This is a genomic window from Streptomyces sp. Ru73, assembly GCF_002920575.1.
GTDB lineage: Bacteria > Actinomycetota > Actinomycetes > Streptomycetales > Streptomycetaceae > Streptomyces.
Genome location: NZ_PQSQ01000119.1, coordinates 1 through 21965, shown reverse-complemented (window position 1 = coordinate 21965; position 21965 = coordinate 1). Strand labels below are relative to the sequence as shown.

The window sequence follows — 21965 nt, the reverse complement described above, 5'->3', positions numbered from 1 at the left end:
TGGAGGTGCGGAGCCCGCGGAAGGTCACCTCGAACCGCGCCGCCTTCTCGCTGACGTGCGCGGGGGAGGCACCGGGCGGCGGCGCCTCCCCAGCCCCACGTACGGGCGGCCGGGCCCACGGAGACCGGCGGGGAGCCGTCCCCTCCGGGGAGCACCGGCCCTTCCCCCACGTACGGCGGACCGTCCCCGACGGACACCGGAGAGTCCCCGACGGACGGCGCGAGCCTCCCCACGGGCGGGGAGAGCTCCCCCACGGATGACGGGAGCTCTCCTTCGTACGGCGGGGACTCCCCCGCGTACCACGCGAGTTCCCCATGATGCGGCGGGGGCTCGTCCCGGCGGGGCGGGGGATGCGGTACGGGCGGGTCAGGCGGCGGAGCGGAAGACCGGCAGGTAGCCGCTGGACTGGCCGGTCGCGGTCGGGTGGTAGGACTCCTCGACGGGATAGGCGACGCTGTGCAGCCAGGAGCTGCCCGAGCAGATCTCGTGGCCGGCGAAGGTGGTGTTGACGTCGCCGAAGGCGAAGCCGTGGTCGGCGGCCCGCTTGGCGGTGACGCTGTTGATCTCGTCGGCGGCGCCGTTTATGGCGGCCCGCTCCTTCTCCGTGAGGCCGGCGATGCAGCTGCCGCTCAGCTTGTAGAAGCGGGGGTAGCCCAGGACGACCACCCGCGCGGCGGCGGCCTTGCCGGAGATGGCGCTGTAGACCTGGTCCAGCTTCCCGGGGAGCGTGTTGTCGATGTACGCGCGGGCCTGCTGGACCCGGGACAGGCAGGTGCTCTCGGACTGGAGCACACAGGTCGTCATGGTGTCGGCGAAGCCGGCGTCGTTGCCGCCGATGGTGATCGACACGAGGCCGGTGGAGGCGTTCAGGGACGCCAGCTGACTGCTGAGAACATCACCCGTTCGGGCCCCCGAGCAGGCCGCGAAGGTGAACGAGGCGGGTGAGTTCGCGGCGGCCCAGAGGGCGGGGTACGCCTTGCTGCTGCGCTTGCAGGAGCCGCTGCCACTGTCGTAGCTGCCGGCTCCGAGGCCGGAGGAGTAGGAGTCGCCGAGCGCCACGTAGTTGGTGCCGGCGGCGAGTTGGGCGGAGGAAGCGGGAGCGGCACCGAGGAGCGCGAGGGACGCGGCGGCGAGGAAAGCGGACACCACGCCCGCTCGTCTGGAAACTCTCATGGAACCTCCAATAGCAGGATCTCTGCCGCAACCGTGGTAGCAGTACTGACGCGTAGGCGGAAGTGTCCATGCCAACTTTGCTACTCGCGTAGAGGCTCTCCGGCCTCACATGTCGGGTGATTGCCGCACTATGTCGTGCATATGACATCAGGGCACGCCCTCTTGTATCGCCGGCGGCGCAGCGGGGAATCTTTCGGTCGGGCGGACCGACGCACCCTCAGGCCCCGCCCGCAGCGCACGCATCCGTGCGCCACCCCCCTTGCGCACGCACCACGCGCACCTGATGAGGAGGACCCCCTCGTATGGCAGTGATGCGTACCACCTCAGGGATGTCCGGCCGGATTCCGGCCCGGCTCAGGATCGCCGCGGCGGTCACCTCGGCGGCGGCCGCCGTCACCCTCGGCGCCGCCGCGCTCCCCGCCCACGCCGTGCCCGCCGAGGGCACCGTCGTGGGCGCCGGCGCGGAGAACGCCGTCCGGGGCAGCTACATCGTCACGCTGAAGAAGGGCGCGGGCTTCGCGGCCGCCTCCGCCGACGGCAGACGCCTGATATCCGCGCACGGCGGCACCGTCGAGCGCACCTACACCGCGGCCCTCAACGGCTACGCGGCCCGGCTCTCCGCGGCGGAGGCGAGACGCCTGGCCGCCGACCCGGCCGTGGACCAGGTGTTCCAGGACACCACGGTGCACGCCACGGGCACCCAGACCGATCCCCCGTCCTGGGGCCTGGACCGCATCGACCAGGCGCAGCTCCCCCTGGACCGGAAATACACGTACCCCGACAGCGCCGGAAGCGGTACCACGGTCTACGTCATCGACACGGGAATCCGCATCACCCACCAGGATTTCGCCGGCCGCGCGGTGAACGGCTACGACGCGGTGGACAACGACAACGTGGCGCAGGACGGCAACGGCCACGGCACCCACGTGGCGGCCACCGCCGCCGGCACCTCCTACGGCGTCGCCAAGAAGGCGAAGGTCGTCGCCGTGCGCGTGCTCAACAACTCCGGGTCCGGCACGACCGCCCAGGTCATCGCCGGCATCGACTGGGTCACGAAGAACCACAGCGGCCCCTCGGTGGCGAACATGTCCCTGGGCGGCGGCGTGAGCACCGCGCTGGACAACGCCGTGAAGAACTCCATCGCGAGCGGCGTGACGTACGCCGTCGCGGCCGGGAACAGCAACGCGGACGCGAGCACCTCCTCGCCGGCCCGCGTCGCCGAAGCGCTCACCGTCGGCGCCACGACCAGCACCGACGCCCGCGCCAGCTACTCCAACTACGGCTCCCGGCTGGACCTGTTCGCGCCCGGCAGCGCGATCACCAGCGCCTGGCGGACCTCGGACACCGCCACCAACACCATCTCCGGTACGTCGATGGCCACCCCGCACGTGGCCGGTGCCGCCGCCGTCTACCTGTCGGGGCACCCGTCCGCCTCCCCGGCAGCGGTGGCGAACGCCCTCGTCAGCGGCGCCACGTCCGGCGTCGTGACCGGCGCGGGCAGCGGCTCGCCGAACAAGCTGCTGAAGATCGTTCCGTAACTCCCGCGCGTCCGCGCACACCGGCGCCCGCCACGTTCCCGACACGAACGGAATGAACCGCTCCACCCCGGTGCGCCCATGGTCGTGAACGAGCCGCGTCCAACGCGAACCATGCGTCGGACGTGGCTCGTTCACGCCTTCTGCGCACCTTGACGCGCACCCGGCAGGCGCGCCACATTGAAGCCCGGCCTCGGGTGCTTATGAGCATCAGGCCGCTTTATGGGGGGCAAAGCTGCCAATGCAGACCAAGACCATCAACGGCAACAGATCCACCGGCAGCAGACCGGCACGGGGGGAAACGACGCCACTGCTCGCGGGTGCGGCCGTCGCGGTGGGCGGTGTGGGAGCTGTACTGGCGCTCGCCGACCTCGCCTCGCCGCTGCGCGCGCCGTTCGCGCTCTTCTTCCTGCTCGCCGCGCCCGCGGCCGCCCTCGCCGCCGCCCTGGGACGCCTGGACCCGCTCAGCCGCACGGTGGTCGCGGGCGCCGGGGCTCTCGCCGTCGACCTGCTGGTCGCGCAGACCATGCTGGCGCTGCACGTCTGGTCGGCGCGCGGCGGGGTCCTCGCCGTCGCGGTGATCAGCGGCATCCTTTTCCTGCTGGCGAGCGTGCGGCGTCGCGGGGCGTCCGCGCCAGATGCACGGACGGACTGAACGTGGACATCAGCGTGTACCGCCCCGGCGAGCTGAGCGGCGCCGACCGGGCGGCCTGGACCGCCGTGCAGTCCCAGGCGCACCTCCTGGGCTCACCGGGGCTGGCAAACCCTTTTCTCGCACCGGAGTTCGCGCTCGCGGTCGGCCGCTGCCGGCGGGGCGTACGGATCGCGGTGATCCGGGAGGACGGCGAGCCGGCCGCCTTCCTGCCCTTCCAGCGGACCTCGCTGGGCGTGGGGCGGGCCATCGGCCTCGGCGTCTCGGACGCGCAGGGCCTGGTGCACCGGCCCGGGTTCCAGTGGGACCCGCGCGAGCTGCTGCACGCGTGCGGGCTCGCGGTGCTGGAGTTCGACCACCTGGTGGAGGGCCAGAAGCCGTTCGAGGAGCAGCCGCTGCAGCAGTTCCCGTCCCCGGTGATCGACGTGGACCAGGGGTTCGAGGCGTACCTGGCGCGGCTGCGGAAGCAGTCGCCGAAGTTCACCAGGACCACCCTCGCCAAGGAGCGGAAGCTCGGCCGGGACGTGGGCGAGGTGCGGTACGTCCACGACGAGCGGGATCCGGCCGTCCTGCAGACGCTCATCGACTGGAAGTCCGCGCAGTACCGAAGAACGGGACGCAGCGACCGCTTCGCGCGGCCGTGGATCACGCACCTGGTGGAGCAGCTGTTCCACACCCGCAACGACTCCTTCGCGGGGGTGCTGTCGGTCCTGTACGCCGGCGGGCGGCCGGTCGCCGCGCACTTCGGGCTGCGCTCCGAGCGGGTGCTGGCGTGCTGGTTCCCCGCCTACGACCCGGCGTACGCGAAGTTCTCGCCGGGACTGATCCTGCATCTGCGGATGGCCGAGGGGGCCGCCGCGGACGGCATGGGCTACCTGGACCTCGGCCGTGGCGAGAAGGAGTACAAGGACTCCTTCAAGACACGGGAGATCCAGGTGTCCGAGGGGTGGGTGACCCGGCGCCATCCCGTGGCGCTGGGGCATCTCGCGCGACGGGCCCCGGTGAAAGCACTGCGGAACACCGTGGTGACCCGTCCGGAATTGTTCGAACCGGCCGACCGATTGCTCAAACGGATGGGCCGGATCCGTACCGGAAAACACGGAGCAGCACGCTCCATTTCCATGGAAAAGACAAAAGGGGATTTGTAGTTCCAGCTCTTGCCATAGAGTGTCATTCATCAATACCGTCGTACAATCCACCCGCACCGATTCGTCAGCAGCGGCTCCAGGGGAGGGCTCAGAAGCCGCGACGGGACCCGGGGCGGGGCGCGGTAGGGGGGTGCCGTGCTCGACGCGCATGCCGGCGTCGGGCCACGAGCCGCGGAAACACGCAAGCCAGCTCGCTCTGTCCGCCGGTGCTGCGCGCCGTGCCGGACAGGGTGTGAACCCCCTTTTCGAACCGGATCCACATCCGGGCCGCCCGGGGGTGGGCGGCCCACCGGACGAGAGGGCACACAGACTCATGAGCTCGTTCCTTCGCCCTGCGAAAACGGAGACGAAAGCCGTCGCGCGGATACCCGCGCAGACGCAGTACCGGCCCGTTTCCTCGCACTTGGCGATTACTCCGCCGGTCAGCGTCGTCATTCCGGCGATGAATGAGGCGGAAAATCTCCCGTACGTTTTCAAGACACTTCCGGACTGGATCCATGAAGTGGTCCTGGTGGACGGGAATTCCACCGACGACACCGTGCAGGTCGCGCGGGAATTGCGCCCGGACGTCACGGTGGTCAAGCAGCGTGGCAAGGGCAAGGGGGATGCCCTGATCAGCGGCTTCGCGGCGTGCACCGGCGAGATCATCGTCATGATCGACGCGGACGGCTCGGCCGACGGCGGCGAGATCGTCTCCTATGTCTCGGCGCTGGTCGGCGGCGCCGACTTCGCCAAGGGCTCCCGCTTCGCCAACGGCGGCGGCACCGACGACATGACGCCGATACGCAAGCTCGGCAACCGCGTGCTGACCACCCTGGTCAACGCCAAGTTCGGGGCCCGCTACACCGACCTGTGCTACGGCTACAACGCCTTCTGGCGGCACTGCCTGGACGAGATCGCGCTGGACTGCGCCGGCTTCGAGGTCGAGACGCTGATGAACATCCGCGTCGTCAAGGCCGGACTGCGCGTCCAGGAGATCCCCAGCCACGAGTACAACCGCATCCACGGCGTCAGCAACCTGCGCGCCGTGCGGGACGGCATCCGGGTCCTGAAGGTCATCCTGCGCGAACGCGGCACCCGCAAGCGCGCGGTGCGCCCCGCGATGATCACTGGAGAGGTGTCTTGAGCATCCGCATCTCCGTGGTGATCTGCGTGTACACCGAGGACCGCTGGGGCGACATTCTCGCCGCGGCGGCCTCGGTGCGTGACCAGCTGCACCCGGCACACGAGATCCTGCTCGTCGTCGACCACAACCCGGCGCTGCTCACCCGGCTGCGCACGCACTTCGCCGGGGCCACCGACATCGCGGTGCTGCCCAACGCCGGTCCAAGAGGTCTCTCGGCGGGCCGCAACACCGGCGTCGCGGAGTCCACCGGCGAGGTCATCGCCTTCCTCGACGACGACGCGGTCGCCGAGCGCGAATGGCTGCTGCACTTCGCCGAGGGATACGCCGACCCCAGGGTGATGGCCATCGGCGGCCGCACCGAACCGGTCTGGGCGTCCGGCCGCCGCCCCGCCTGGTTCCCCCGCGAGTTCGACTGGGTCGTGGGCTGCACGTACCGCGGCCTGCCGCCGGGACGGACGCGGGTGCGCAACGTCCTCGGCGGCAACGCCTCGTTCCGCCGGGAGGCCTTCGACATCGCCGGCGGCTTCGCCTCCGGCATCGGCCGGGACGGCGACCGGCTCCCGCTGGGCTGCGAGGAGACCGAGATGTGCATCCGGCTCACCCGCGCCTGCCCGGACGCCGTCCTCCTCATCGACGACCGCTCCGTCATCCACCACCGGGTGCCCGAGGGCCGCGAGCGCTTCGCCTACTTCCGTACCCGCGCCTACGCCGAGGGCGTGTCGAAGGCGCTGGTCGCGCGGAGCGTCGGCGCCCAGCAGGGGCTGGCGACGGAGCGCCGCTACACCACCCGCGTCCTGCCCGCCGGGGTGGCGCGCGGCGTGCGGGACGCACTGCTGCGCAGGCCGGGCGGCGCTGCCCGGGCGGGCGCGATCGTGGCGGGCGTCGCCGCTGCCGCCGGCGGCTACCTGGTCGGCACCGCGCGCACCCGTCGCTCCGGCGGCTCGTTCGTCATCGCCGCTGTGCCGGGCCCGGCGCCCGCGCCGGACGGTGCGCGGGACCTCGCGCCCGCCCCGGACCCGGACCCCGTGCCGGTCCGGGACGCCGGCCCCGTGGCGGCCCTGGACGCAGGGCCGGTGGCGGCCGCACGGCCGCCCGTGGAGCCCGTACGGCTGGCCGTGCGGACCGAGAAGCCCGTTCCCGGGCCCGTCCCCGGCGAGGACGTGCTGCGCGGCGGCGAGGGGGCGGTCGCATGACCGGCCCCGTCCTGACGCCGCCCGCCGTCCCGATCCTCATGTACCACGCGGTGGCCCACCGGCCGGCCCCCGCGACGCACGGCCTGTCCGTCGCGCCCGGCGCGTTCGCCGATCAGATGGCGGTCCTGCACGACGAGGGCTACCACCCGCTGACCACCGCGGCGCTCGCGGCGGCCTGGCGGGAGGGCGCCCCGCTGCCGGACCGCCCGGTCCTGATCACCTTCGACGACGGCTACGAGGGCGTGCACCGCTACGCCCTGCCCGTCCTGGCCAAGTACGGCTTCCCCGCCACCCTCTTCGTGTCCACCGGCTGGCTGCCGGGACCGTACGACACCGGCGGCGCGCTGGACACCATGCTCGGCTGGGACCAGGTGCGGGAGCTGGCCGCCGCGGGGGTGGAGATCGGCGGCCACAGCCACACCCACCCCCAGCTGGACCAGCTCCCCGACGAGGCGCTCTGGTCCGAGGTGCTGCGCTGCAAGGGGATCGTCGCCGAACAGCTGGGCGCTGCCCCGGTGTCCTTCGCGTATCCCTACGGCTACTCCAGCCGGCGGGTGCGGCGGACCGTGCGCGGCGCCGGCTTCCGGCAGTCGCTGGCCGTCGGCAACGGCCTGGCCGGCTACCGGCAGGGGCCGTACGCACTGCGCCGGCTGACCGTGCGGCGCAGCACCGGACTGCCGGAGTTCCGGCGCATCGTCGCCGGCGAGGGCCTCGGCCGCATCTTCGCCAAGGACCGCGTCCTGACCAAGGGGTACGCCCTGCTCCGCAGATCGCGCCAGGCGATCAGGCACTCCGCCCCCGGGGACTGACCCCGGCGGCGCAGTGCCGACGAAACGCCGTCAGTGGGGCCCGGTGACACAGTGCCGGGCCTCAGGAAAGGGAACCCGAGCCAGTGTCTGACACGACCACCCGGACCCAGGAACGCACCCAGGACCAGCGGACACCGGGCGGGCGCAGGCTGCGGTTCCCCGGGCGCGGCGGCGGCGCCGCGCCCCTCTTCCGCAACGCCTACGCGCTGATGCTCAACACGGGCATCTCCGGGCTGCTGGGCCTGGGCTTCTGGCTGGTCGCGGCCCGCTACTACACCGAGTCGGCGGTCGGCCAGGGCTCGGCGGCGATCGCCGCGATGAAGCTGCTGGCCGGGCTGACCGCGGTGACCCTGACCGGCGCGCTGGCCCGCTTCATCCCGGTCGCCGGGCGGCAGACCGGCCGGCTGGTGCTGCGTACGTACGCGGGCAGTTCGGTGGTCGTCGCGCTGGCCGCCGCCGTCTTCCTGCTGACGCTGGACTTCTGGGGCCCGTCCTACCGCTTCCTGCACGGCACGCTCAACGGCCTGGGCTTCATCGCGGCGGTGATCGCCTGGTCGCTGCTGACCCTGCAGGACGGGGTGCTGACCGGGCTGCGCAGCGCGATGTGGGTGCCGCTGGGCAACTTCGCCTTCTCCACCGTGAAGCTGGGCCTCCTGGTCGCCATGGCGGCGGCCATCCCCACCGCGGGCGTCTTCGTGTCCTGGGTCGCGGCGATCGCGGTGTCCGTCCTGCCGCTGGGCTGGCTGGTGTTCCGGCGGCTGGTGCCCCGGCACGAGGCCGCCACCGCGCACACCGTACGGCCGCCCTCGCTGCGCGAGATGGGCCGCTTCCTGGCCGGCGACTACACCGGCTCCCTCTTCTCGCTCGCGGTGGTCTACCTCGTCCCCGTCCTCGTCGCCTCACAGGTCAGCGCCGCCGACAACGCGTACTTCTACATCACCACCACGATCGGCGGCACGGTCAACCTCCTCGCCATCAACATGGGCGCCTCGCTGACCGTGGAGGGCTCGCACGACCCGGCGCGGCTGGCGGAGAACACCCGCGCCGCGCTGCGCCGGATGGCCCGCATCATGCTGCCGGTCTGCCTCTTCCTCTTCGTGTGCGCGCCGTACATCCTCGGCGTGTTCGGCAAGGGGTACGCGGACGCCGCGACGCCACTGCTGCGCTGGTTCGCGGTCGGTGCCGCGCTGCGCGTGGTGATGGAGACGTACTTCGCCGTGCTGCGCGCGCAGAGCCGCACCTCGGGCCTGGCCTACCTCCAGGGCCTGCTGTGCGTCCTCGTGCTCGGCCTGACGCTGCTCCTGCTGCCGTGGATGGGGCTGACCGGCGCGGGCGTCGCGGAGGTCTGCAGCCTGACGGTGATCGCCTCGATCGCCACCGTGAAGCTGTACGGCGTGGTCCGGGGCCGCCCGGCCGCGCCGCTGGCCAAGGCGCCGGCCGACGGGGTGGCCCCGGACGGGGACCTGGCGGACCTGGCCGTGCACGGCGACCTGGGCGACGCGGTGCGCACCGTCCCGGACGGCCGGGCGGCGGAAGCGGAGGCGGCCGGGGAGCGCCGCCCGACATGGGCGCGGCGGGCCCTGCTCGACGTGGACACGATGCCGCTGGGCGTGCACGTGGACTTCGACCACATGGAACGGCGGCCCGACGTGCGGCCGCCGCTGACGGAGGAACAGGTGGCGGAAGGGTACCGGGAGCCGGGAGCGACGGAGGGCGGGGCCGCCGGTGCGGGCGCCGCGCCGCCGTCCGGCGGGAAGCCGTCCTGGGCGAAGGAGCAGCGGGCGGCCGGGGCGCCGCCGGGCAGGGCGTGGGACGGCGCCGCGGCCGGAACGGGCGGCGCCGATCCGGCCGAGGCGCACACGGTGCGGCTGCCGGCCGTCTCCCCGGCGGGCCCGGACCCGGCGGCGGCGAGCGCTTCGGAGGCACACACGCTGCGGCTGCCCGTGGTCACTCCCGCGCCCGCCTCCGCGCCGCCCGGCGGTGCGGCGGGCGGCGGTGCGGCGGGCGGCAGGCCCGGCACGGCCGTCGGCCGCGGCGGCCTCCCCGCCGTCCTCGCCGTCCGGCCCGAGCTCGGCGTCTGGGCGCTGCTCGGCCTGGCGCTCACGCTCTTCTGGCTGCCGCTGCGCGGAATGGGCGACGCCGACCTGGACCGGATGGGCGGACTCGGGCTGATCTCCGTGCTGCCCGTCGCGACGCTGGTGGGCGCCGCCCTGCTCGCCGTGGCCTTCGCCGCGGCCCTGTGGCTGTCCCGGCCGCGCCGGGCCCTGCTCGCGACGACACTGGTGCTGACGGTAGTGGCGCTGCACGCGCTGCCCGCCGTCCTGGAGGCCGAGCCGCGCTTCGCCACCGCCTGGCAGCACCTGGGCTTCCTGGACTACATCGGCCGCACCGGCACCGCCGTACCCGACCTGGACGCGCGCTGGAGCTGGCCGGGCTTCTTCGCCGGCGCGCAGTTCCTCGCCGAGGCGTGCGGCGTCACCGACTTCGACGCGCTGCTCCGCTGGTGGCCGCTGACCATCCAACTCCTCTATCTCGCCCCGGTGTTCCTGCTGCTGCGCTCGGTACGGGCGGACTGGCGCGCGAAGTGGAGCGCGGCCTGGCTGTTCGCGCTGTGCGGCTGGGTCGGCCAGGACTACTTCTCGCCGCAGGGCTTCACGTACCTGCTCTACCTGGCCTTCGTGGCGATCCTGCTGGTGTGGTTCCGCGACCCGCGGGTGCTGCCCGGCAAGCTGCGCCCCGGCGAGACCGAGGTTCGCCCGGCGGCCCGGCGGCAGCGCACGGTCCTGCTCGCCGTGCTGATCGCGCTGTTCGCCGCGTCGGTGGCCGGGCACCAGCTCACGCCGTTCGTCATGCTCGGCGTGCTCGTCTTCCTCGTACTGGTGCGCCGTTCGACGCTGCGCGGGCTGCCGCTGCTGCTCGGCGTCATGGTCGTCTTCTGGATCGGCTTCCTCGCCGAGCCGTACTGGTCGGGCCACTGGGACGACCTGTTCGGTGGCATCGGCGGGCTCGGCGCCAACGTCACCTCCTCCGTCTCGGGACGCATCGAGGGCGGCAGCGCCACCCACAAGCTCGTCCTGTACACCCGGGTGCTGCTGGCCGGTTCGGTGCTCGCGCTGGCCTGCTGGGGCGTGCTGCGGCGGCGCCGCGCAGGCTTCGCCGAACGCTCGCTGCTCGTCCTCGCCTTCGTGCCGTTCCTGGCCTTCGGGATGCAGTCCTACGGCGGCGAGATGGCGCTGCGCGTGTTCATGTTCGCGCTGCCGGGCACCTGCGTGCTCGGGGCGCTCGCGCTCTTCCCGCGCCCCGCGGCAGCCGGCCGCCGCGCCCTCGGGCCGCTCGCGGCCCTGCTGGCGGGCCTGGTGCTGGTCTTCGGCTTCCTCGTGGCCCGCTGGGGCAACGAGCCGTTCGAGCGGACCCGGCAGGGCGAGGTCGCGGCGATGGAGTACGTGTACGCGCACGACCGGCCGACCGCGCGGCTGCTGTGGCTGACCGACGACCCGGTCGAGAACGTCACCCCGGACATGCCGTGGGGCGCCCGGGACATGGAGCGCGTGCAGTACGAGCCGACCCGCGCGCCGCGCGACCCGGCGCGCGTCGGGCCGCTCGTGCGGGCCCTGAAGGAGGCGGGCCCGCAGTCGTACCTCATCGTCAACCGCGGCCAGTCCGAGGCGCTGCGGCTGGACAGCGGCTACCCGGACGGCTGGGAGAACCGGCTGCGCGCCGCCCTGGACCGCCGCCCCGACCTGCGGCGGGTGCTGGTCAACGACGACGCTGTGCTGTACGAGCCCGCGGAGCGGCCCGCGGGGCCGGTGCCCCGGCCGTCCCCCGGCCCGGCCGGCCCCCTCGTCACCTGGACGCCGTGGTCGATCGCGGGCGGCCTGGCGGCGGTGGCGCTGCTGGTGCTGCTGGGCGCCCGGGAGTTCGTCCGGGTGGCGCTGCCGCCGAGCGTCGCCAGGCAGCGCTGGGTGCAGGGCTCGTTCTGGTTCGCGATGCCGCTGCTCCTGGTCTTCCTGGCGGCGCTGGTCCAGCGGTTCGTGACGATGTCGTAGCCGGGGCGCAGGCGTACGTCGGGAGCGCAGGCGTACGTGAGGGCACGCGGGCCGTACCGGGCGAGGCCCGCCCCCGCGCACGCCCCGCCCCGGTACGGCAGCGGGTCAGCGGCGCTCGAGCCAGCGCAGCCCGTAGGCCGGCATGTCGAAGGTCCGGCCGTCGATCCTGGCCTGGATGGTCCTGCCGAGGGTGTTGACGACCAGTACGGCCTCGTCGTCGGCGAGCACCCGGACGTTCGGCCGGTCGTCCGGTGCGACGGACACCGAGCGGAAGTCCGTGCCCGGCGGGAATTCCTTCCCGAACCTGGCCAGCAGCTTCATCATCGGCAATTCCTTGCCGCCGCCGTCCAGTTGCGTACTGCGCCACAGACAGCCGGGGCAGTCCTCGTCCTCGTTCTGCGGATTCCAGTACAGCGCGGTGGCGACGCCGGCCCGCGCCATTTCCATCATCGCGGTGGCCTGCACGGCGGTGCGGTGCGGCTCGCTCCAGCCGTGCCGGTCGTCGTTCTCGTCCGCGACCTCGACGTACCACTCCATCCACCACACCGGCAGCCCGGTCTCCTTGCGGAGCCACCGCGTGACGTCACCGAATTTCCGCGTCGCCTCGAACGGGTCCGGCACATAGGTGTTGTCCCGGGTGTAACTGGAGCCGTCCACGGCCAGGAAATCGGCCCCCGCCTTGTGCGCGTTCCAGTACGACAGCGCGTCCAGAACCCGCTGGTCGACCGAGCCCCACGACCCCGACAGACCGGAAGCATAGGAATCGTCACCCGGCCGGTAACTGTCCATCACCAGATACGGACCGCCGACCTGGATCGCCGGATCGACCTTCTTCAGCTCCTTGTAGACGAGGTTGTACAACCGGGTATAACCCTCGTAGTCCCAGCGGTTCCGGTCCTCGTCGAAGAACCCCTTGAGTTCGTTCCAGACGACGAAATGCCGGACCTGGGGATAGCGCTTCGCAATTTTCCCCGCCAGTTTCGCGAAATCCGCGTAGTGGTCGGGATCGGGCGCCTTCTCCAGCTCCCCCCAGTCCGTCTTCCCGGCCTTTCCGCCCTTCATCCAGTCCGGTGAACAGCACAGGGTGAGGACGGGCGTGCCGCCGGTACCGCGGATGAGGGCCAGCCGCCGGTCCAGGTCGTGGAAGTCGTATGTCCCCGGGCTCGGCTCGGGACTGCGCGCCCCCCAGCCCATGATGTGCTGGTTCTGCGGCATCGGGTCGCCGGTGAGCAGCCGGTCGGCCGTCACCTCGGCGGCCGGCTCACCGCGGTCGGCGCTGTACTCGGTGTGCGTGAACCCCCAGCCCAGCTGCTCCATCGCCGCGGAGCCGCCCAGCACCCCGTTGCCCGTTCCCCCGCCCCGCTGCCCGCCCGGCAGCAGCCCGCCCAGGACCAGGGACAGCGCGAGGACCACCACCCCCGTTCCGAGCAGCGCGGCGATCACCCACCACGTGCGCCCCCGTATCTGCACCCGTAACCCCCCATGACGTCTCACAACGGGCAAGCCTAGCCAGAATTCCGCCGGTTGAGCCGTGATCGCCTATAACGGCCGCGATGTGGACCGGTACCGGGCCACGCCTGTCACGTGCAGGTCAAGGGCGCAGCCGGCCCCGGTCCGCCCGGCAATCCGGTAATTCCGTGCACGGCGTACCGGTCATGCCCGATCATGGCCGCATGTGTGCCGATCACCTGCCGCCGGCCGCCGCCGAGGAGTCGCTGCCGATCCGTCTCACGATGGACGACAGCGACTCTCCGTCCGACGTGGTGGACGCCCTCTTCCTGGGGCGGTTCGCCAACGGACGGCAGCCCTACGCCCGCAGCCGCTCGCTGGAGCGCGTCAAGCCCGGCCTGACGCTGCTGCCGCCGGGCGCCGAGGTGCTGCGCTCGGCCCGCGACGACGACCGCAGCGCAACCCTCGCCGAGGGCGACGGCTGGACGCTGCTGGTCTCGCGCTGGAGCCGCGGCGCCGACGTCACCGTCACGGCCGTCAGCGACGAACTGGCCCAGAAGGTGCTCGAGCAGTCCGCCGACGGCGCCGAGGACGAGCCGGAGCCGCAGCCCGCCAACGTCCCGATGGGCTTCTGGTACTACTCCCCGCGCCGCGGCCCGTACCGCACCACCCGGCAGATCTCCGCCGGCACCTGGGACGAGATCCGCCCCAACTACACCGCCCCGGTGGCCAAGGCACTGGACGGCCTGATGAAGGTCACGCCCGACGAGATCGCCGGCCGGCTGCTGCTCCTGCACGGCCCGCCCGGCACGGGCAAGACCTCAGCGCTGCGCACCGTCGCCCGCGCCTGGCGCGACTGGTGCCAGGTCGACTGCGTCCTGGACCCGGAGCGGCTCTTCAACGACGTCGGCTACCTGATGGACATCGCCATCGGCGAGGACGACGCGTCGGGCCGGGGCCGCTGGCGGCTGCTGCTCCTGGAGGACTGCGACGAGCTGATCCGCGGCGAGGCCCGGCACACCGCGGGCCAGGCGCTCTCCCGGCTGCTGAACCTCACCGACGGCCTGCTCGGCCAGGGCCGCAACGTCCTGGTGGGCGTCACCACCAACGAGGACCTGGAGCGGCTGCACCCGGCGGTGGTCCGCCCGGGCCGCTGCCTGGCCCGTATCGAGGTCGGCCCGCTCACCCGCGCCGAGGCGACCGGCTGGCTGGGTACGGACGAGGGCATCGGCCGCGAGGGCGCGACCCTGGCGGAGCTGTACGCCCTCCGCCGCGGCACCGGCCCGGCCGCCGTCCCGACGCAGAACGCGGGGGCGGATGCGGGGCTGTATCTGTAGGGCGTGTGCAGGGGTTGCACTCGTGAGGGGTTGAGGAGCGGGGCCGACCGGGCTCAAGGGAGCCGATTCAACTCACTGTTGCTGACCGGCCCGTAGCGCATCCTGGACCGCTCCGTACCGCTCCCGGCGCCGCACCGGGACGGCGGCGGAGGGCCGCCGACGGACTCGGGCACGCCGAACCCGTGCACGGCTCGGCTCGGCGCGCCAGGTGCGGGACGGCAAGACCAGCCAACGCCCAGGAGATCCGCGCCGCGCCCGGCCCGCCGGACGCATCCGGCCGCCACCGCCCGCCTCAGCGCCCCGGACCGGACGTCCCCTGCCGCCCCTGCCGCCCCCGCGGCTTGAGCGGCACCGCCGGCAGGGGCGGGGCCGCCAGCGGCGGACCGTCGTAACCGTGCACCGTCCCGAAGCGCTCCCCCGCCATCCACGCCTCGCGCGCCGCCGCCACCTCGTCGCCGCTGCGCGCGATGAAGTTCCACCACATGACGATCTTCTCCTCGAACGGCTCCCCGCCCAGCAGCATCAGGCTGCTGTCGACGTCCGCGCGCACCGGCAGCTCGCTGCGCCCGCACCCGAGGTACAGCAGCGAGCCGGGCCCGAGCCGTACGCCGTCCACCTCGGTCTCGCCCTCGATCGTCAGCACGGCGTACTCGAAGTCGCTCTCCAGCGGCAGCCGCACATGCGTCCCAGCGGCGACCGTGAGGTCGGCGCCGACCAGCGGCGAGTACGTCGTACCGAGCGACCGCGCCCCCGCCAGCTCCCCGAGGATCACGGTCGCGCTCAGCCCGCCGCCCCCGGTGATCACCGGCAGGTCGGCGTGGTGCTCGAACGACGGCGCCTTCCCGCGGTGCTCGTTCGGCAGCGCCACCCACAGCTGCGCGCCGTGCAGTACCCGGCCGTGGTCGCGCGGCGACTCCTCCGAGTGCGCGATCGCCCGCCCCGAGGTCATGAGGCCCAGTTCCCGCGGCCGTACGGTCTGCAGCGACCCGAGGCTGTCGCGGTGCAGCACCTCGCCCTCCCGCAGCCAGCTGACCGTCTGCAGGCCCATGTGCGGGTGCGGCGGCACCTGCATGCCCGGCTCCTCGGCGATGTCGTCGGGACCGTAGTGGTCCACGAAGCACCAGGCGCCGACCATCCTGCGGCCGAGGTTGGGCAGCAGTCTGCGGACCAGCGTGGACTCGCCCAGGTGTACCTGCTTGCCCGGCTGGAGGTCCCGCACCGGTCCGGTCCGGCCTCCGCCCCCGCAGAGACTGGCCGCGGGCTTGAGATCGAGGTTGCTCATACCGTCACGATATGGCGGTCATGCCGACAGCCCGCGCAGGCGTACGGACAGACACGTCACGCACCCCTCCAGCTTCTCGAACTCACTGATGTCGACCGGCACCGGCGTGTACCCGAGATCGGCGAACAGCTCGGCGCTCTTGGGCGCACTGGCCGCCATCAGCAGTTTTCCACCGCCGAGCAGAACGACGTGCGAGCCGGTCTCCTCCGGCACGGGGAGGAACCGCGGGAAGAGCCCCCGCGCCTCGTCGTCGACGAGCGGCGGGTATCCGATGACGGTGCCGTCCGGAAGCGCCGTGACGGCCGACTTCAGGTGCAGGACCTTGCTGACCGGCACGGCGACGACCCGCGCCCCCAATGGCTCGAAAGCAGCACGGATTTGGCGCACTCCATCGGCATTGGTACGCCCGCCCCGGCCGACGTACACGGTGTCGCCGATCTTCAGCACATCCCCGCCGTCGAGCGTCCCGGGCTCGCGGACCCGCCCCACGAAGCAGCCGAGCGCCTCCACGGTCTCGGCGGCCGCCGCCGTCTCCGGCTTCCGCTCGTCGGCGCCGGGCCGCGAGATGAGTGCGGCGTTGCGGTACACCACCATGGTGTCCTCGACGAACACACTGTCCGGGCAGTCGTCGGCGGGCGGCACCTCGATCGTCTCCCACCCGTGCGCCTGCATCGTCCCGACGTACGTCTCCCACTGCCGCATCGCGAGCCCGGCATCGGCCGGCTGCCGGTCGATATGGGTGACCAGCCCCTCGGCGAGCCGCGGACCGGGCCGACGCACCAAAGCCTTCTTGCTGGTCATAGCGCCTTCCTACCAGCCGGCCCGCCCCGAACGACGGCCAGCTACTGAACGAAGAGTTAGCAGCCACACCCTACGCGGAGGCCGGACGGACGGAAAGCCCCGGATTGCCTCCCCGCGTGAGCCCTGCCCGCCGTACGCCTCCATGAGCACTGCCCGCCGTACGCGCCTTAGGCTCACCGGCGGAGGCACCCCAACTAGTCCTGCGATACGGGTCAACCGGTCCTGAGATACGGGAGTGGAGAGTGGCGTACGACGTTGCCGCCTTGGCGGCGGAACTCACGGCAATGGCCGCGGCGGACCACCGGACCTCGGCCCACGCGAACAGCGACGACCCGGCCGAGCAACTGGCATGGCGCCGTCTGACCGCCCAGCACGGCGACCGGCTGAACGAGATCATGGACGAGATCGGCTGGCCGACCGCGGACCTGGTCGGCGAGGAGGCCGCCCGCGCGGCATGGCTGATCGCCCAGCACGCCGACCGCCAGCTCGACGTCCAGCGGCGGGCGCTCCGGCTGATGGAGCAAGCGGTGGCGGCAGGCACGGCCGGCAAGCGCGAGCTGGCCTTCCTCCACGACCGGACCCTGGTGAACGAGGGCCGCAAGCAGATCTACGGAACCCAGATCGCCGGCATCCGCGACGGCGCCCCCGTCCCCTGGCCCTGCGAGGACCCCCACCGCATGGACGCCCTACGCGCCGAAGCCGGCATCGAACCCTTCGACGAGTACGTCGCCAAGTTCTCGGTGACCTGACGCCTGTGCCGTCTACCGAGGGCCTGCTCCCCCGCCCCGCCCTGCGTGCTCGGCTGGACGCCTGGTCGGTTGGATGCCTGGTCGGGCGGATGCCTGGTCGGGCGGATGCCTGCTCGGTGGGACACCTGTGCGCCGCTGCGGTCACCGCGGCCACTGCGGCCACTGCGGCCACTGCGGCCACTGCGGCCACTGCGGCCGACCGTGGCGTACCGCGGGCGTCCCTGGCGCGGGGCGGTACCGGTACGGCTCGGTGCCGGCCCGGCTCGGTGCCGGCCCGGCTCGGTGCCGGCCCGGCTCGGTGCCGGCCCGGCTCAGCCCAGCACCGGTGCGGGTACGGGCACGGACACGGGTACGGGTGCGAGCGGGGACACGGGCACGGGTACGGGTGCGAGCGGGGGACACGGGCGCGGGCACGGGTACGGGTACGGGTACGGGTACGGGTGCAGGTACAGGTATGGGTCCCGGCCGAGGCCCGCTCACGTTCGCACTCGCGGTCGCACTCACTCCCGGCGCCCCTGGGCCTCTCCCCCGCCCCTGGCCCGCGGAGAGCTCGTCTAGCCCGCCTTCCCGTCCTCCCTCGCGTCGCCGTACGTGGCGCGCAGGGCCGTCACCGCGGCCGAGAGGGCGGCCTGGTGGTCGAGGCCGAGGCGCTGGGCCCGCTGAGCAAAGGCCAGGGCGGCCTCGGCGGCCTGCTGAGCACCCGCGTCCCCGGCGGCCGCGACGAACGTACCGTTGCGGCCGCGCGTCTCGATGACCCCGTCACTCTCCAGCGCCCGGTACGCCTTGGCCACGGTGTTCGCCGCCAGCCCCAGCTCCCCCGCCAGCCCCCGAACGGTCGGCAGCCGGAACCCGGCCGGCAGCCGCCCAGTACGCGCCTGCTCGGCGATCTGGGCGCGGACCTGCTCGTACGGCGCCTCCGCCGTGTCCGGGTCGACGACGAGCTGCAGAGGGGACAGGACCACAGTGACACTCCCGATGAGCCGAGCTACAAAACCTTTGCCCCGCCCATTGTGCTCCGCCCCGCCCCCACCCCAGCCCACCACACCCAACTCCCCCACCCCTCCCTCAAGCTCCAAGTCCCTGCCTTCCCCTCAAGCCCCAAGTCCCCTCCCTCAAGCCCCCAAAGTCCTTTCCCTCCCGCCGCGTCCCCGTCCGACCTGGCCCGCGCCCTTGCCGTCGCTCACGCCCGCGCCCTCACCCTCGCTCACGCTCACGCCCGCGTCCTCACCCTCCCTCACGCCCTCACCCTCACCCTCGCCCTCACCCACGCCCTCCGAAAGCCTCCCGCCCGTCACCCGAAGCCCCGGGGGCCCCTCCCCCCCCGCCCCCACCCCGCCCCTCTCCCCTCCGCGCCCCCAGTCCTTTCGCTACACCCCGCCCCTCCTCCGCACCTTCCCTCGCCCAATCAACACCCCGCTCCAGTCCCGCCCGCGCCCCTTACCGCAACGCGCGCCCCGAGCCCTCCCTCCCGCTCGGCCCCCGCCTCGCCCCCAACTCGCCCTCGCCCCGAGCGATATTGGGAGGCGGGCGGGCGCAGCCCGGCGTAACCTCCGGCGGCATGTCGCTCACCGTTCGCGCCTTTCGTTCCTCCGACGCCAAGGCAGTCGCCGACGTACGGCGGGCCGTCGCCCCCTTTCTGATCTGCACCCCGCAGTCCGTGGCCTGGGAGGCCGTCAACGCGCCGGCCGCCCAGCACTTCCAGATCCTCGTCGCCGAACTGGACGGCCGGCTCATCGGTGCCGCCAAGACCGGCCTCGTGCACGACAGCACCCTCCCGGGCCAGGCCGTCGCCAACCCGATGGTTCACCCCGCACACCGCGGCCACGGCGCCGGCCGCGCCCTGCTCGCGGCCGCCGAGGAACGCCTCGCCGCCCTGGGCGCCACCCGCATCTCCGCCTGGGTGGGCGACGACGGTCGTTCACCGGAGTTCGCCGAACGCAACGGCTACCGTCGCAGCCGCACGTCCCGCTTTCTCCGCCTGGACCTCGCCCGTACGCCCTTGCCGCCGCTCCCCGATCGTCTCCCTCCCGGTGTGGAACTGCGTACCGCCGCCGACTTCGGCGCCGATCCTCATCCGCTGTACGTCCTGGACGCCGAGGCCACCTGTGACGAGCCGGGTGACATGCCCAGTGACGCCATGTCGTACGAGGACTGGCTCACCAGTACCTGGGAGCACCCGGACATCGACCTGGGCCTGACCACCGTCGCCGTGGTGGACGGCGAGCCGGCCGCGTTCAGCGCGGTGGCGGCCGACGGTCTCGGCCGCTGCTCGTCCGCCATGACCGGCTCCAAGCGCGCGTTCCGGGGCCGCGGCCTGGCGAAACTCGCCAAGCTGCGCGCCCTGCATGAAGCCCGTGCGGCGGGCTGTACCGAAGCCTTCACGGGCAACGACGCCACCAACGCACCGATGCTCGCCATCAACAGGGCCTTCGGCTACCAGCCGTACGCCACCGAGTGGCGCTGCCTACGGGACCTCAAGGACGAACTCCCCGGCACACGACCGTCCGCGAACGGTCAGGACGAGTCTTCTCGGGATATTCGGAAACCGGTCTGAGTCGTTGCCGTCACTGTCCTCTTCATCGTCAGTCCTCTCCTCGCCGCTCGGTCGTACGGGTCACGGTCCGCGCGCCGTTCGTGGCGTGCGCACCATCCGTACGGGCCTCGCTGTTCGCGGTGCTCGTGCTCTCCCTGGTGCTGCCGTTGCCGTCGACCGGGCTCGGTGGCAGCGCCACGGCTCGGTGCGGGCCCGCCGGGTCGTATGCGATGGAGTCGCCGGGTCGGTGCCAGTGCAGGACGAAGCGCTCCCCCGCGCGGTACGCCTCCAGTCCTGCTCGGCAGAACGCGAGCATGTCGTCCGGCAGCGCGTCCAGCGGGAACCAGTCCAGCTCGGAGCACTTCTCCGGCTCACGGTTGACCGGCTCGCCGCCCGCGCCGTACGCCGCCTCGAAGAACCAGCCGATGCGCGGTCTTCCGTCCGGCGAGCGGTGCTGCATGACCAGTGCGACCCGTATGTCGGAGGCGGTCAGCCGCAGTCCGATCTCCTCGGCGGCTTCTCTGATCATTGCTTCCCGGACGTCTTCACCGTCCTCGGCATGCCCGCTGGGTGCGTGCAGCAGTCCGTCGGCGTAGCCGGTGTTCGCGCGCCGGGCGAGCAGCACCTCGTCTCCTCGGCGCAGGATCAGAGAGACATCGACCACCTCCGTGTGACGGGTCGCATGTGCGGGGTGGACCACGAGGGCGTACCGCTCGTCCCGCACCTCCTTGCCCCAGAGCGCGGCATCGTCTGTGAGCCGTTCCAGGTGGGTGCGGCGGGCGAGTGGAGCGGTCAGCTGCTCCAGCTCGCGAGCGGTGATGCCGATCGGGGCCGCTTCGCCCCATCGGCCCTCGACCAGTACCAGTCGGCCTCCGGGCCGCAGCAGCCGTACCCAGGTGCGGAGCGCCGCTTCGGGGTCGGGCAGGGCCCAGAGCACGTGGCGGACGAGTACGACGTCGAACTGCCGCTCTTGCACCGGTGGTCGGCCGGCGTCTCCGGTCAGCAGGCGGACGTCGTGCGCCGCGAGCTTCGCGCGGGCCGCCTCGAGCATGCGCGGTGAGCGGTCGACGCCGGTGACGTGGTGGCCCTGCTCGGCGGCGAGGAGGGCGAGGCTGCCGGTGCCGCAGCCGAGGTCGAGGACCTCGGACGGTTCGTCCGGGAGCCAGTTCCGCAGTCGGGTCGCCCAGGCATCCCGTACTTTCGGATCACGGAGTCCGTGGTCCGGCTCGTCGTCGAACCGCTCGGCGGCGGATTCCCAGTAACCGGCGTCGGTGACCGGTGTGTCGGTAGCCATGGACAGATGGTGACAGGGACCACTGACACTCGCTCGGGCCTGTGGATAACCCTGATGTGGTCGTCCTGGACGCCGTTCCGACCGAGGTCAGGACGCCGACCGGACCGGTGCGCGGAAGGGAACGCCGACCGGACCAAGGCCGGGCAAGGCAAGGCAGGTCAGAGCAGAGCGGGGCGCCGACCGGACCGGCCGCCCCGCTCGGCTGCCTCGGTCCAGTCGGCGTCCCGCACCGGCCGCGGGCCCGCGCCCCGGCCTCGTCGGCCACCCGGCCGAGAGGGCCGAGGCGGCCGGGGTGGGGCGGCCGGGGCGTTTCGCGTCCGTTCTCAGTCCGCCGCGTCCTTCGCGCGCGTCGCACCCGCACGCGCGCGTGGGAAGGCGCGCTTGATCCACGGCCAGGCCAGCAGCACCAGGATCACGGCGTAGACGGTGACGGAGAACGGGGTGTTGACCAGGCCGGTGACGCTGCCGTCGCTGATCTGCAGGGCCCGTCGCAGCTGCTGTTCGGCGGCCGGGCCGAGGATGACGCCGATGACGGCGGGCAGCACGGGCAGGCCGTAGCGGCGCATGCCGAGTCCGATCAGCCCGATGATCAGCAGGAGGACGAGGTCCAGCGGCTCGCCGCCGACCGCGTACGCGCCGACCGCGGCGAAGAAGAGGATGCCGGCGTAGAGGTACGGGCGCGGAATGCGCAGGAGTTTCGCCCAGACGGGTGCGAGCGGCAGGTTGAGGACGAGCAGCAGCACCATGCCGACGAAGAGGGAGGCGATCAGGCCCCAGACGAGCTTCGGTTCGCGTTCGAAGAGGAGCGGTCCGGGCTGGATGCCGTACTGCTGGAAGG

The 21965-nt window shown here is 72.7% G+C and carries 17 protein-coding genes; 10 read left to right on the top strand and 7 right to left on the bottom strand.

Features of this window, described 5'->3' with window-relative positions:
- Positions 1-366: 366 nt before the first annotated feature.
- Positions 367-1173: an SGNH/GDSL hydrolase family protein gene (locus tag C3486_RS32550; protein ID WP_103836465.1), complete on the bottom strand. Its 807-nt coding sequence runs from the start codon at positions 1171-1173 to the stop codon at positions 367-369.
- A 311-nt stretch (positions 1174-1484) separates the two neighbouring features.
- Here C3486_RS32550 and C3486_RS32545 point away from each other — a divergent pair, with 311 nt between their 5' ends.
- From C3486_RS32545 to C3486_RS32515, 7 genes are all read left to right on the top strand, one after another.
- Positions 1485-2711 carry a S8 family peptidase gene (locus C3486_RS32545; protein ID WP_374936951.1) on the top strand — a complete coding sequence of 409 codons (1227 nt, stop codon included), beginning with the start codon at positions 1485-1487 and terminating at the stop codon, positions 2709-2711.
- Between the two features lie 238 nt (positions 2712-2949).
- Positions 2950-3363 carry a hypothetical protein gene (locus tag C3486_RS32540; protein WP_103836463.1) on the top strand — a complete coding sequence of 138 codons (414 nt, stop codon included), beginning with the start codon at positions 2950-2952 and terminating at the stop codon, positions 3361-3363.
- A 2-nt stretch (positions 3364-3365) separates the two neighbouring features.
- Positions 3366-4508: a GNAT family N-acetyltransferase gene (locus C3486_RS32535; RefSeq protein WP_103836462.1), complete on the top strand. Its 1143-nt coding sequence runs from the start codon at positions 3366-3368 to the stop codon at positions 4506-4508.
- A gap of 313 nt (positions 4509-4821) precedes the next feature.
- On the top strand, positions 4822-5634 hold the full coding sequence (locus tag C3486_RS32530) for a glycosyltransferase family 2 protein (RefSeq protein ID WP_103836461.1): 813 nt from the start codon (positions 4822-4824) through the stop codon (positions 5632-5634).
- A 14-nt stretch (positions 5635-5648) separates the two neighbouring features.
- Entirely contained in the window at positions 5649-6827 is a 1179-nt protein-coding gene (locus C3486_RS32525) for a glycosyltransferase family 2 protein (RefSeq protein WP_258053145.1), read from the top strand.
- On the top strand, positions 6824-7636 hold the full coding sequence (locus C3486_RS32520) for a polysaccharide deacetylase family protein (protein ID WP_103836460.1): 813 nt from the start codon (positions 6824-6826) through the stop codon (positions 7634-7636). The genes C3486_RS32525 and C3486_RS32520 overlap by 4 nt, the downstream gene beginning before the upstream one ends.
- 83 nt (positions 7637-7719) lie before the next feature.
- The gene (locus tag C3486_RS32515) at positions 7720-11682 is read left to right on the top strand and encodes a lipopolysaccharide biosynthesis protein (protein WP_103836459.1); all 3963 of its coding nucleotides are present in this window, start codon (positions 7720-7722) and stop codon (positions 11680-11682) included.
- A 105-nt stretch (positions 11683-11787) separates the two neighbouring features.
- On the opposite strand, the gene C3486_RS32510 is transcribed toward C3486_RS32515, so the two are convergent.
- A complete protein-coding gene (locus C3486_RS32510) occupies positions 11788-13152 on the bottom strand; it encodes a xylan 1,4-beta-xylosidase (RefSeq protein WP_103836458.1) in 1365 nt (454 codons plus the stop codon).
- Positions 13153-13355: 203 nt separating this feature from the next.
- Here C3486_RS32510 and C3486_RS32505 point away from each other — a divergent pair, with 203 nt between their 5' ends.
- A complete protein-coding gene (locus C3486_RS32505) occupies positions 13356-14468 on the top strand; it encodes a DUF5925 domain-containing protein (RefSeq protein ID WP_103836457.1) in 1113 nt (370 codons plus the stop codon).
- Between the two features lie 292 nt (positions 14469-14760).
- On the opposite strand, the gene C3486_RS32500 is transcribed toward C3486_RS32505, so the two are convergent.
- Both C3486_RS32500 and ddaH read right to left on the bottom strand, forming a co-directional pair.
- The gene (locus C3486_RS32500) at positions 14761-15750 is read right to left on the bottom strand and encodes a pirin family protein (protein WP_103836456.1); all 990 of its coding nucleotides are present in this window, start codon (positions 15748-15750) and stop codon (positions 14761-14763) included.
- An 18-nt stretch (positions 15751-15768) separates the two neighbouring features.
- Positions 15769-16551, bottom strand: a complete 783-nt coding sequence (ddaH, locus tag C3486_RS32495) for a dimethylargininase (RefSeq protein WP_103836455.1) — start codon at positions 16549-16551, stop codon at positions 15769-15771.
- A gap of 242 nt (positions 16552-16793) precedes the next feature.
- On the opposite strand from ddaH, the gene C3486_RS32490 reads away from it, so the two are divergent.
- The gene (locus tag C3486_RS32490) at positions 16794-17300 is read left to right on the top strand and encodes a DUF6624 domain-containing protein (RefSeq protein WP_103836454.1); all 507 of its coding nucleotides are present in this window, start codon (positions 16794-16796) and stop codon (positions 17298-17300) included.
- A 554-nt stretch (positions 17301-17854) separates the two neighbouring features.
- Here C3486_RS32490 and C3486_RS32480 read toward each other — a convergent pair.
- On the bottom strand, positions 17855-18256 hold the full coding sequence (locus tag C3486_RS32480; RefSeq protein ID WP_103836466.1) for a GntR family transcriptional regulator: 402 nt from the start codon (positions 18254-18256) through the stop codon (positions 17855-17857).
- A gap of 602 nt (positions 18257-18858) precedes the next feature.
- Here C3486_RS32480 and C3486_RS32470 point away from each other — a divergent pair.
- The gene (locus C3486_RS32470) at positions 18859-19854 is read left to right on the top strand and encodes a GNAT family N-acetyltransferase (protein ID WP_103836452.1); all 996 of its coding nucleotides are present in this window, start codon (positions 18859-18861) and stop codon (positions 19852-19854) included.
- Between the two features lie 28 nt (positions 19855-19882).
- Here C3486_RS32470 and C3486_RS32465 read toward each other — a convergent pair whose 3' ends face one another.
- Together C3486_RS32465 and C3486_RS32460 are read right to left on the bottom strand one after the other, a co-directional pair.
- Entirely contained in the window at positions 19883-21127 is a 1245-nt protein-coding gene (locus C3486_RS32465; RefSeq protein WP_103836451.1) for a methyltransferase domain-containing protein, read from the bottom strand.
- Positions 21128-21450: 323 nt separating this feature from the next.
- Positions 21451-21965 (bottom strand): tripartite tricarboxylate transporter permease (locus C3486_RS32460; RefSeq protein WP_181138767.1); only part of this gene is annotated, 515 nt, incomplete at its 5' end.